13 protein-coding genes are annotated in these 11,960 nt (G+C 40.2%); 10 read left to right on the plus strand and 3 right to left on the minus strand.

What is annotated here, in order from left to right; genetic code table 11:
* The first annotated feature begins 104 nt into the window (after positions 1 to 104).
* From NSQ71_RS17580 to NSQ71_RS17590, 3 genes are all read left to right on the plus strand, one after another.
* Complete coding sequence (locus NSQ71_RS17580) at positions 105 to 2,165, plus strand: transglycosylase domain-containing protein (RefSeq protein WP_340734339.1); 2,061 nt, start codon at positions 105 to 107, stop codon at positions 2,163 to 2,165.
* 285 nt (positions 2,166 to 2,450) lie between these two features.
* A complete protein-coding gene (locus tag NSQ71_RS17585; RefSeq protein WP_340734340.1) occupies positions 2,451 to 3,284 on the plus strand; it encodes a lipoate--protein ligase family protein in 834 nt (277 codons plus the stop codon).
* Between the two features lie 19 nt (positions 3,285 to 3,303).
* Positions 3,304 to 3,918, plus strand: coding sequence for a PH domain-containing protein (locus NSQ71_RS17590; RefSeq protein WP_063389052.1), 615 nt, complete (start codon positions 3,304 to 3,306; stop codon positions 3,916 to 3,918).
* Positions 3,919 to 4,148: 230 nt separating this feature from the next.
* On the opposite strand, the gene NSQ71_RS17595 is transcribed toward NSQ71_RS17590, so the two are convergent.
* Positions 4,149 to 4,826, minus strand: a complete 678-nt coding sequence (locus NSQ71_RS17595) for an RsfA family transcriptional regulator (RefSeq protein WP_066251351.1) — start codon at positions 4,824 to 4,826, stop codon at positions 4,149 to 4,151.
* A 182-nt stretch (positions 4,827 to 5,008) separates the two neighbouring features.
* Here NSQ71_RS17595 and NSQ71_RS17600 point away from each other — a divergent pair, with 182 nt between their 5' ends.
* The 5 genes from NSQ71_RS17600 to NSQ71_RS17620 all read left to right on the plus strand — a co-directional run bounded on the left by NSQ71_RS17600 (position 5,009) and on the right by NSQ71_RS17620 (position 8,546).
* Positions 5,009 to 5,233, plus strand: coding sequence for a DUF1450 domain-containing protein (locus NSQ71_RS17600; RefSeq protein WP_094244732.1), 225 nt, complete (start codon positions 5,009 to 5,011; stop codon positions 5,231 to 5,233).
* A gap of 166 nt (positions 5,234 to 5,399) precedes the next feature.
* Positions 5,400 to 6,725: an HD domain-containing protein gene (locus NSQ71_RS17605; protein ID WP_063389055.1), complete on the plus strand. Its 1,326-nt coding sequence runs from the start codon at positions 5,400 to 5,402 to the stop codon at positions 6,723 to 6,725.
* 17 nt (positions 6,726 to 6,742) lie between these two features.
* On the plus strand, positions 6,743 to 7,261 hold the full coding sequence (locus tag NSQ71_RS17610) for a YwgA family protein (protein WP_063389056.1): 519 nt from the start codon (positions 6,743 to 6,745) through the stop codon (positions 7,259 to 7,261).
* Positions 7,262 to 7,361: 100 nt separating this feature from the next.
* Positions 7,362 to 8,024, plus strand: coding sequence for a site-2 protease family protein (locus NSQ71_RS17615; protein ID WP_144597598.1), 663 nt, complete (start codon positions 7,362 to 7,364; stop codon positions 8,022 to 8,024).
* 15 nt (positions 8,025 to 8,039) lie between these two features.
* Entirely contained in the window at positions 8,040 to 8,546 is a 507-nt protein-coding gene (locus NSQ71_RS17620) for a YwhD family protein (RefSeq protein ID WP_063389058.1), read from the plus strand.
* Between the two features lie 76 nt (positions 8,547 to 8,622).
* Here NSQ71_RS17620 and pta read toward each other — a convergent pair whose 3' ends face one another.
* Positions 8,623 to 9,597 (minus strand): phosphate acetyltransferase, encoded by a 975-nt coding sequence (gene pta / locus NSQ71_RS17625; protein WP_066251515.1) that lies wholly within the window; start codon positions 9,595 to 9,597, stop codon positions 8,623 to 8,625.
* Between the two features lie 225 nt (positions 9,598 to 9,822).
* Here pta and hemQ point away from each other — a divergent pair, with 225 nt between their 5' ends.
* Entirely contained in the window at positions 9,823 to 10,590 is a 768-nt protein-coding gene (hemQ, locus tag NSQ71_RS17630; RefSeq protein WP_063389059.1) for a hydrogen peroxide-dependent heme synthase, read from the plus strand.
* A gap of 200 nt (positions 10,591 to 10,790) precedes the next feature.
* Positions 10,791 to 10,925 carry a hypothetical protein gene (locus NSQ71_RS17635; protein ID WP_340734341.1) on the plus strand — a complete coding sequence of 45 codons (135 nt, stop codon included), beginning with the start codon at positions 10,791 to 10,793 and terminating at the stop codon, positions 10,923 to 10,925.
* Positions 10,926 to 10,940: 15 nt separating this feature from the next.
* Here the strand turns inward: NSQ71_RS17635 and NSQ71_RS17640 are convergent, their stop codons facing one another.
* Complete coding sequence (locus NSQ71_RS17640; protein ID WP_445684701.1) at positions 10,941 to 11,699, minus strand: alpha/beta fold hydrolase; 759 nt, start codon at positions 11,697 to 11,699, stop codon at positions 10,941 to 10,943.
* Positions 11,700 to 11,960 lie beyond the last annotated feature (261 nt).

Raw genomic sequence — 11,960 nt, forward strand, 5'->3', positions numbered from 1 at the left:
AAAATTGCAAAGAATAAATTTCATTTTTCATAGGTGGAAGTTTAAAAACTGGCGAATCACCTCATACTGAATAACAAAACGAACGGGCTTAAGAGGTGATGGAAATGGAAGCGATGACGCCAAAAGGCATTCGTCTTACCATCAAAACAATCCGGGCATTATTTTTTATTCATTTTTTTGTTTTTGCTGCGGCAGCTATTTGTATTGCGGTTGTTTTGATTGCGGCTAAAGTACAAGGCGCTCCTTCCATTGTTGTGCCGCAATCAACTGTATTGTACGCAAGCAACGGAACGAAAATCGGTGAGGAGCATCACGGCGGCCGCCGTTTTTGGGTGGAACTTGATGAAATTTCACCCTATTTAATCAATGCGACAATCGCTATTGAGGACAAAAATTTTTATGATCATCACGGTTTTGATTTTAAACGAATAGCAGGTGCTGCCGTTGCCGATCTCAAAGCGATGGCAAAGGTGCAGGGAGCCAGCACAATCACCCAGCAATACGCAAGAAATTTATATCTTGGATTTGAAAAAACGTGGGCTCGGAAAATGACAGAAGCTTTTTATACCATTCGGCTCGAGATGAACTACTCGAAAGAAAAAATTTTAGAAGGCTATTTAAATACAATATATTATGGACACGGAGCCTACGGGGTCGAGGCGGCCTCCCGTTATTACTTCGACAAAAAGGCAAAGGACTTGACGCTCGCCGAAGCAGCTCTACTTGCCGGCATTCCGAAAGGACCGTACTCCTATTCACCGATGGTGAACTATGATTTATCAAAAAAAAGACAAGAGATGATTTTGCAGACAATGGTCAAACAAGGGTTAATTACAAAAAAAGAAAGTGAACTGGCTGCAAAGGAAAAATTAACGTTCAAAACGAACGAAAACACCAAAACAGAAAAGTTCGCCCCCTATTTTCAAGATGAGGTTATGAAAGAAGTAAAAGAAATATTGCAGGACCACCAATTAATTGAAACAGCCGGTCTGAAAATTTTTACTACTCTTGATCCAAATCTGCAAAAAATTGCTGAATCGACTGTAGAAAAAGTCATGAGGAAAGACTCGGATATCCAAGTTGCCTTCTCGGCAATCGATCCGAAAACAGGCGAGGTAAAAGCTCTAATCGGCGGACGGAATTATAAAGAGAGCCCTTTTAACCGCATGACTCAGGCAAAACGTCAGCCTGGTTCAACGATTAAGCCGTTTCTATATTATGCAGCCTTGGAAAATGGATTTACGCCGTCCACAACGCTGAAAAGCGAGCCGACAACGTTCCATTTTCAAAATGGAACAAACACGTATTCCCCGGGCAACTACAATGGCTACTACGCAAATGATGAAATTACATTAATAGAAGCCCTTGCTTTGTCCGATAATATTTATGCTGTTAAAACCCATATGTTTATCGGTATGGATCAATTAATAAAAATGGGAAAGCTTTTTGGAATCGGAGAAAATTTTAAAATGGTTCCGTCGCTAGCTTTAGGAACTTCTCCCGTAAGGCCGCTCGATCTCATGAACGCTTACGGCATTTTAGCGAACGGCGGTCAAAAAATAAAACCGATATTTGTCCGTAAAATCATTGATAAAAATGGAAAAGTCTTGTATGAGGCAAATGTTAAAAAGGAGCAAATTCTAAATGAACAAACAGCCTTTATCACCGCACATTTAATGACCGGCATGTTTGATCGAAAGCTAAACAGTTATACAACTGTTACAGGGGAAAACATTATCGATCAACTATCAAGACCTTTTGCTGGGAAATCCGGGACGACAAAGACTGACAGCTGGATGATCGGATTTGCCCCGCAGCTCGTAGCAGGTGTATGGACAGGTTATGACAAAGGAAAGACGATTGACATGGTCGAGGAACGCGCCTATTCGAAAAAAATTTGGGCCGGCTTTATGGAAGAAGCGTTGAAACATGAACCTGTAAAACAATTTAAGCCGCCTGAAGGAGTTGTCGGCGTTTATGTCAATCCGGAAAACGGGCTTTTAGCGACGAAAGATTGTCCCGTCTCCCGCCTTGCGTATTATGTGAAAGGCACGGAACCAACAAAATATTGTATGGAGCACCGCGACAATATGGAAGAGCCGAAAAACAGCGGGCGGAAAAAAAAGGATAAACCATTATGGAGAAGGCTCATGCCGTGGTTTTAGACATATAGGCAAAATAAGGGTTTGCGCATAGTCTTGACGCAAGCCCTTATTTATTTTTCAAAGAAGATGCAGCTCCTATGATATACTATAAAAAAGGACGATATATATTTCAGATGTCATAACAAGAGGCCAGTCCTTGTAGAAATCGACCGATTACATGTATGTTACAGCTCTTATATTTTTCGAAAGCTTCAGCGAAAAATCTGAGGAAAAATAAACGAAATAGCCGATTTCTACTATCCTTTTCATGCTTAAAAACACACGACTGAAAGGATTATCACAGCAATGAACGAATTATTAAAACAGCCGGAATGGAGAATCATCGATCATTCAAGCTTAGGACTCTTTTTTGATGCCAAGCAATCATTCGCTTACGATGATACGTTGTGCACGACAGTCGGGAGCGGCATGTCCCCCGCGACAGTCCGCACTTGGGTGCATCATGATACGATTGTTCTCGGCATTCAAGATACAAGAGCCCCGTTTTTAAAAGATGGAGTAGAGTTTTTAAAAAAACAAGGATATAAAGTCATCGTTCGAAATTCCGGCGGGTTGGCTGTTGTTTTGGATGAAGGGATTTTAAACGTATCGATCATTTTGCCGGAAAAGGAAAAAGGGATTGACATTAACCGTGGTTATGATGCGATGAAGGATTTAATCTGTTTCATCTTGAAACCGTATGGTGCAGAAGTCGAAGCAGGAGAAATTGTCGGTTCATATTGTCCCGGGAGCTACGACCTCAGCATTCACGGCAAAAAATTTGCCGGCATTTCTCAGCGCCGTCTTAAGAGAGGCGTAGCGGTTCAAATTTATTTATGCATCACAGGAAGCGGAGCAGCGCGCGCAAACGTGATTAAACAGTTTTATGACAAGGCGGCAAAAGGAGAAGCCGAACATTTCAAGTACCCAAACGTAAATCCGAGCACGATGGCGTCTTTACATGAATTATTAAAGGTGAAGTTAACCGTCCAGGATGTGGTGCACGACCTTTTTGCAGCCTTACAACATTTGAGCGGCCGCATTTATTCCTCCAATTTAACCGACTTTGAACTGGAATTGTATGAAGCAAACTTCATAAGAATGATAGAGCGGAATGAAAAATTTTTGCCTAATATGTAAATCGGGAAGGGAGAAAGTTATGTTTAAAAAAGTAGCTTCTGATGTTTTAGGATTAAGTGATATCGGCACGGTGATCAAGCCGGAGGATTATGATAAAGTGGACGCGGATGATTATGTCATGCATGAGGATGGGGAAAAAATCTACTTCCTCATTAAGTCGAAAACCGACGAGTATTGTTTCACAAACAAAGCGTTAATCCACGTTGACGGCACAAGCGCTGTCAGCAAAAAACGCACTTTAAAGCGGTATGACTACTATGCCCACCGCGTTTCAAACGTTGTGCTTGAAACGGCAGGGACTATTGATTTAGATGTAGAAATCAAATTCCAAATTGGAAACACGCCTTTTTCCATTGATGTTCATAAAAAACATTTAGAAGAGCTAAAAGATTTGTATAAAGCGTTGATTAAAATAGAAGAAATTTCAAACGATCATGACAATTATATGGAGTATGCAAAACAAAGTCTGCAAATGGCCGCCTCTGTATTCACCAACAACCGCATTAATGAAAGCAATATTTCCGAGCAATTTAAAGAAATTAACGATATTGCGTTCAATTGGCTGATGAATGCGAAAAAGCAATACAATTTAAAAGATTACGGGTTTGTGTTTGACCTTTTTATCCAGCAATAAACACTAAATAAGTGCTAAAAAATAAATCAAGCAGAGAAAAACAAACCGTTTCTCTACTTGATTTCGTATGTTTGTTTGAAAGTAGCCGGCGAATGCCTGCTACTTTCGGACGTTGCGGCTAATGCCGCAATCCCTTTTTATTTTTTGTATGGCTATTATTCAAAATAATATTGAATAAGATCAGGCTGCCGCCCTTTGTCCTTTAAAAGACGCAGGCGGAGCGTCTTCCGCTATTCCGCCATTTTTTCCAGATTGCCGTTTCGATCCATTTTAAACGTTGTTGTCGGACGTTCTTCTTCCTCAAAGAGAACTAGCTTTCGAGCGCGGTTCATAATCTTCATAAGTGTTTCATAGTCTTCTTGAACTGTTTTCGATTCTTCCTCAAGCTTGGCAACCTTCTTCTCCAACTCTTCGTTTTTCTTAATCAGTTCTTCATTTTCTTTTTTCAAACGCTCGTTTTCTTGCTGCAAAGCCTCGATATGTTCGCTGTTCCCTTGGTAAGTTCTTAAAAATTCAATTACACTATCCATTGTCAGCTCCACTTTTGAATTGGCTGCGAGCTCTGGATGATTATAATTCTTTGAATTTTGCACCGCATTTACTTCAGTAAAATCACCAGGCGACGCTTCAGGTGGCGTATAAAGCAATCGCTTCTTTGCAGTCTGGCCTTTCCCAAGCGCTCTCATTTTCTGCTTTCTCTGTTTTTTTGCAAGCTGCAAAGCTTTTTCATACTTATGGCGCACAACGGCGTTCCAGCGGAAGCCACAGGCGGCCGACGTGCGGTTCAGCTTATCACCAACTTCTTCAAAAGCGTTTAATTGCGTGCTTCCTTCACGGACATGCCGCAAAACGGTTTCTGCTAATAGCAGATCGTTTTCTTCTGTCCAAGCATCCTGTCTTGTTTTCATTCACTCTCAACTCCCTTATTCTTGAATAATACTATTTGTTCTAGCATCATTTTTCCCAAAAGATTAAAAATATATACAAGGATAGTAGATTTTTACAGAAAAGCGCTGTACTTGATTTCAAAAAAAAGACAAGGTATACTACCCGATAGTGCTTATTCATGAAGAAAGGATTGTTCAAAAGGATGGCAAATGAGTTCCGTGTATGCGACGATTGTAAAGCGCCAAATTTAAAATCGCTTATTCCGAAATTAAAGAATTTGGATCCCGATTGCAAAATTGAAATCGGCTGCCAATCGTACTGCGGGCCCGGAAGAAAGAAAACGTTTGTATTTGTGAACAACCGTCCGGTCGCTGCGTTAACGGAAGAAGAGTTAATAGAAAAAGTGAAAGCAAAGCTTAAAAAATAAGAAACCGCCTTTTAAGGAATGAATGCTTCCTGAGGCGGTTTTTTATTTAAGGTTGTTGAACGACATTCCTTTGTGTCTGTTTAGAATCGCACTTTAAAAAACGAGGTGTTCACCTGAATTTAAACAAGTTATAATATAATCATGTCAAAACGGAAGAGGGAAGAAAATGACCTATGCAAGTGAAAAGCTGCCAGAAGAAAAAGTTTTTAAAGACCCGGTTCACCGTTACATCCACGTTCGCGATAAAATCATTTGGGATTTGATCGGGACAAAAGAATTTCAACGGCTGCGCCGCATCCGCCAGCTCGGGACAACTTTTTTAACTTTTCACGGTGCGGAGCATAGCCGATTCAACCACTCATTAGGCGTTTATGAGATCGTCCGCCGAATTGTTGATGACGTATTTCGCGGGAGACCGGAATGGAACGAAGATGAGAGGCTGCTAAGTTTATGCGCTGCCCTTTTGCACGATGTCGGACACGGTCCCTTTTCTCATTCGTTTGAAAAGGTCTTCCATCTGGATCACGAAGATTTTACCCAAGCCATTATTTTAGGAAATACAGAAATAAACCGTGTTCTCTCAAATGCAGGGGCGGAATTCCCGAAAAAAGTGGCAGAGGTCATTGCGAAAACATACAAAAATAAGCAGGTTATCAGCTTAATTTCCAGCCAAATTGACGCCGACCGAATGGATTATTTGCAACGAGATGCTTTTTACACAGGCGTTCAGTACGGCCATTTTGACATGGAACGCATTTTGCGTGTGATGAGGCCGAGAGAGGATCAAGTCGTCATTAAATACAGCGGCATGCATGCTGTCGAAGATTATATTATGAGCCGATATCAAATGTACTGGCAAGTATATTTTCATCCAGTAACGAGAAGCGCTGAAGTCATTTTGTCCAAAATTCTCCATCGAGCAAAAGCTCTGTATGAAAATAATTATTCATTCCAAGCAGATCCAGTCCATTTTTATTCGATTTTCAAAGGAGATGTTACAGTCGAAGATTATTTAAAATTAGACGAATCCATCATCCTTTATTATTTCCAAGAATGGCAAAAGGAAAAGGATCCGATTTTAAGCGATCTGTGCAACAGATTTATAAACAGGCGCCTGTTTAAATATGTGGAGTTTCAACCGTCCAATGAACAATTGATGAAGCTGATTGAACTAACGAATTTGTTCAAAAAAGCAGGCATTGATCCGGAATATTATCTTGTTGTCGACTCGTCTTCAGATCTTCCGTACGATTTTTACCGACCGGGCGAGGAAGAAGAACGGCTGCCGATCCATTTGCTCATGCCAAACGGGGAAATACGGGAGCTTTCAAGAGAGTCGGAAATTGTGGACGCCATTACCGGAAAGCGGAGAACGGATCATAAATTATATTTTCCTCTTGATTTTTTAAAAGATTTCTCGGAGAAACGAAACTTGAAAAAACAAATTTTAGAAATTTTGCAGCTAACTGACAAAGATGGATTTATTCTGTAGGTGAGGAGATGAAGGGTGTGTTAACCGAACACGCAAAATTAATGAAAGTGCTGTCCGCTTCGAAAGAGATCATCGGACGAAAAAAACTGCAAAAAATTATATTTATAGCAAAAAAACTTAATTATCCCTTTTATGAAAAATACGAATTCCATTTTTACGGGCCGTATTCAGAAGAGCTGACGCTTCGCATTGAAGAGCTTTGCAACATGGGCTTTATCAATGAAGTAAAAGAAAAAAAAGGCGGCTATTATCAATACAAATATTCCCTTACAAAGTCGGGGCAGGAATTTTTAAGCCATTACGATTTGGACATGCCCGAACTGCAGAATTGCATAAATGAATTAAACGCCCAATCAGCACGTTTTTTAGAACTTGTATCAACCATTTTATATTTTGATCATTTGGACAAGGAAGAAGTGAAGGAAAAAGTATTCACGCTCAAAAAAAAGCAGCGTTATACGGATGAGGAAGTGGAGGAAGCTTATCAATTTATTCAACGATTGCAAGATCACAAATTCAGTGCAAAAATCAGCTGAATTTTCCCCTAAAAAAATGAAGAAAATCCTTTTTATGTATTTCAACCTTTTTATAGTATACTGTAAGCAAAGGAAATTGTTAGAATAGGAGGGCGCATTTTTGCCGTTTTTATATTACGATTTAGAAGTTATACCGTTTGTCATTATTGCTTTGATCGTCGGCTTCACTATCCATGAATTTTCACATGCATTTGTTGCCTATAAGTTCGGAGATCCGACAGCGAAAAATCAAGGGAGGCTGACCCTTAATCCGATCTCCCATTTAGATCCGATCGGTACTCTTTTAATATTTTTGGCAGGGTTTGGTTGGGCAAAACCCGTTCCGGTGAATCGTTTCTATTTTAAAAATCCCCGCTTATCCGGGGTATTAGTATCTGTAGCTGGTCCATTGAGCAATTTATTCATTGCCTTTCTCGCTTTTTTGCTGCTGAACTTTTTCTTTTCGTTTGGATTATTTGCTGGCTTATCTTATGATGGAGCCAGAATGGTTGAACAATTTTTTAATATTCTTATATCATTAAATATTATGTTGTTTATCTTTAATTTATTGCCGTTTCCGCCGCTTGACGGTTATCGCATCATTGAAGATTTAGCCCCGCCGGACATCCGCGCCAAGCTTACTCAATATGAAAATTACGGAGTGCTTATTTTTTTAATTATTGTTATCACCCCTTTGGATCAATATATTATTCATCCGATATTTAATTGGGGAAGCCGAGCCGTTATCACTCTTTTTCATTTCGTTTTACAACCGTTCTTTTAAAGGAGGGATGTTTACATGACAGAAAAAAAGAAAAAGGTCGAGTTCCAAATTATTAAAAACGATCCAACTGACGGCCATCGCGGCTTTGGAGCAGGCACCCTTAGCCTGGAAAATGTTTCCCCTGTCTTCATTGACATCGAGGAAAAAACGGCATTTGTAGATATCGGCGCAATGCATGCAAGAAGCCAGGTAGAACGCGGCATTAAATTTACTCATGTGAAAGAAGACGTTCCGAACGGAAAACCGTATTGGCTTGTATGGGTAACAATTGACAGAAAAGAAGATGGGCCATATTATGCCGGGGTTGCTGCCTGTTATATGACTGTTGATCGCGAGGCAAGACGAGGTTATAAATCATTGCCTGAACACGTAAACCGCATGGATAAATCGCTAAAACGGAACATCATTGTCGACCACATGGATGAAAGCTCGAAAAAAGTTCTTTCCGATTTTCTTCGAAACCATGATGAAGGCATGTGGGAGCGCTCAAGCGATGAATTAAAGCAAAGCCTTTCTGTTTAGAAGCGGAAGGTGTTGTTGATTCAGCAAAAAATGTGAAAAGCAGGGAATTTTTGATGGAAAATTCCCTGCTTTTTGTTTATGCAAGCGCCTGAAGGGCTGTGATTATCGCTAATTTATATACATCTTCAGCGTTGCAGCCGCGAGATAGATCGTTCACTGGAGCATTCAATCCTTGGAGAATCGGTCCGATCGCTTCAAAGTTTCCAAGTCTCTGTGCAATTTTATAGCCGATGTTTCCAGCTTCAAGGCTCGGGAATATAAATACATTGGCATCGCCTTTAATTACAGATCCCGGTGCTTTCTTTTCCGCAACAGACGGCACGAAAGCTGCATCAAATTGAAACTCTCCGTCCAATATTAAGTCCGGAGCCATTTCTTTTGCCAATTCAACTGCTTTTGCCACTTTTTCTGTTTCCTGGGATGTTGCTGAACCTTTTGTCGAGAAGCTGAGCATAGCAACGCGAGGGTCGATATCAAACATTTTTGCCGTTTTCGCGCTTTCAATAGCGATCTCTGCTAACTCCTGACTGGTTGGAGCGATGTTGATCGCGCAATCAGCAAATATATATTTTTCCTCACCACGAACCATGACGAATACGCCTGATGTTTTTTTCACGTTTTGTTTCGTTTTAATGATTTGAAGAGCCGGCCGCACTGTATCTGCGGTTGAATGTGCCGCACCGCTCACAAGCCCGTCCGCTTCCCCTTTATAAACAAGTATCGTGCCAAAATAATTTTCATCCAAAAGAAGCTTCCGTGCTTCTTCTTCTGTCACCTTTCCATTACGGCGTTCAACAAAGCTTTGAACAAGCTCTTCTATTCCACTGTAATTGGCAGGATTATATATTTTTGCACCTGCAACAGAAATATTTAAACTCTTTGCTTTTTCTTCAATTTCTGTTTCATCCCCAATTAAAATGGGCTGTAACAAATTTTCCTCTGTTAATCGGGAAACTGCTGTTAAAATTCGCTCATCCAATCCTTCAGGAAAAACAATTTTAATATTTTTTCCCGATATTTTATTTTTCAATGCTGCAAAAATGTCTGCCAAAACAAAGTCAGCCTCCTTAATCTTAAAACATTCTTTTAACATGAATTGTTCCATTCACTTTTAGCATACCCCACCTGCTCTTAAATTTAAAATGAAAAATTTCATCATAGCGCTTTCAACAGCACTTTTTTCTGTCACATAATTGTCATACTGTTTTACCCGGATATTCTCCCCTAAACTGTGGTATAGTAAACTTGTACATAGCCAATATGAGAGGTGACGAAAATGAGTGAAGAAGTTCGTTCAAATGAAGCCGTTGAAACGCTCGATGGTTGGTATTGTTTGCACGATTTCCGCTCGATCGATTGGAGCGCTTGGAAAACTTTATCTAGCGATGAACGCCAGGAAGCTATTCATGAATTTCTGAATTTGTTAGAAAAATGGAGTGCAGTGGAAAAAGACCAACAAGGCAGCCACGCTTTATATACGATCGTTGGACAAAAAGCAGATTTGATGATCATGATTCTCCGGCCAACGATGGAAGAATTGAATGAAATTGAAACGGAATTTAATAAAACAAAACTGGCTGAATATACAAGCCCTGCCTATTCATATGTTTCCGTTGTGGAATTGAGCAGCTACGTAGGCGGCGGAAATGATGAAGATCCGTATCAAAATCCATATATCCGATCTAGACTATATCCTATTTTGCCGAAATCAAAATATGTTTGCTTCTATCCGATGGATAAACGCCGTCAAGGCAATGACAATTGGTATATGCTGCCGATGGAAGAGCGCCGGAGCCTCATGAGAAGCCACGGACTTATCGGCCGCAAGTACGGAGATAAAGTAAAACAAATTATTACCGGTTCTGTCGGATTTGATGACTGGGAATGGGGCGTCACGCTCTTCTCTGATGATGTTTTGCAGTTTAAAAAGCTCGTATATGAAATGCGTTTTGATGAAGTAAGCGCCAGATACGGCGAATTTGGCTCCTTCTTTGTCGGAAACATTTTACATCCTGAAAAAATTGCAGCATTTTTACATGTATAAACCAGTACTGCTTTCAGTACTGGTTTTTTCTGCTGAAGACCTACCAATAGTAAGCAAGCAATCTAGCTGCATGCTTAATGTGCAAGAAAAAATGTCATACTATACAGGAAGTGTAATAAATCACGATTTATCTCTTTCTTACGTGCAACAAAATAAAAGTACGGGGAGATTTGAAGAAAAAACGTGGAGTACCAGCTTTAATGGAAGAATGGCGAGACAGCTTGTCATGCGCAGGCGCAGCCGACCTTGAAAGGCAAGTTTCATACCATGCCGCCACGCCTCCAGATACTCTAAATGGAGTTCTTCTCTTCTTATTTGCTCTTTGCGGCAAATGAATTTTCTAGTCCTATTTAATGGTTCTCATGAATTGATTGCAATATCGATGCTAACTCATTTGGCTTTGAATAAAATGGCGAATGGTCTGTATCCAATGTGTATACATGCTCACATGGATTAGCTGAATACATTGCCCGTTGACACTGGATGGTAATGGCGTTGTCGCGCAGACATTCAATATAGTATTTTGGAACACTGCCGAATCTTTCCTCTGTAAGACTTAATTTCGTTGAAAGGACATTTAGTGCTTGAGGACTTAGAAGTGATTTCGCTTTTTCTACATCAGCGTCGTCACAGCACCCATAAAAAACATGCTTTAAGCTGTCCTCTCTCAAGGTAGCATAACCTTCTTTTTCAAATAAAATCATATTAGGTGCGACTTGAGCTTCTATATCAGTAGGAATTATATCTGTCATAGCTTCTCCATCCCTCAAGAGGAAAGCGGTTACAAAAATGAGCGCCTTAACTTTTTCTGGTCTGTATTCTGCACTCTGCGAGATAACGATACCTCCCATACTATGGCCGACAAGGTAAACTGGTTCTTCAGCATCATCCAAAATGGAACATACTTTGTCAGTGTAGCTCTTTAGCGAAACTTGTGAAATTGGTGTTTGATCTGAACCGTGTCCGGGTAAATCAATTGCATAAACGGTGTGTCCGGCTTTTTCAAGCAATGGGGTGACTTTTCCCAACACCATGCACCATGCCAAGCGCCATGGATGAATACATATATGCCACTTCTCAAAATATGGGGCTGTCCAGTCAAAATCCACTGAAAATAAAACATCATAAGCATTGATATATCAGTGTTTCTAAAACATTAAAGGGGCGTCTATAAGCCGGAAAATCGACTTATTAGACAGCCCCTCATACTTTATAAGCTTCTTTTTTTCTTTTATACAGAACAAAGATGTCGGAATGGGAATTTTTCCGAATGTCATAAAAAAGGTTTCATCGTCATACATTGGAATGAAAGATTACTATTTAGGCAATGTCTTTTTAAAGAAAAAGGCAGGTGAAAAAATGGCTGTAAT

Source organism: Aeribacillus sp. FSL M8-0235, from assembly GCF_038000355.1.
In the GTDB taxonomy this organism is placed as follows: domain Bacteria; phylum Bacillota; class Bacilli; order Bacillales; family Aeribacillaceae; genus Aeribacillus; species Aeribacillus composti.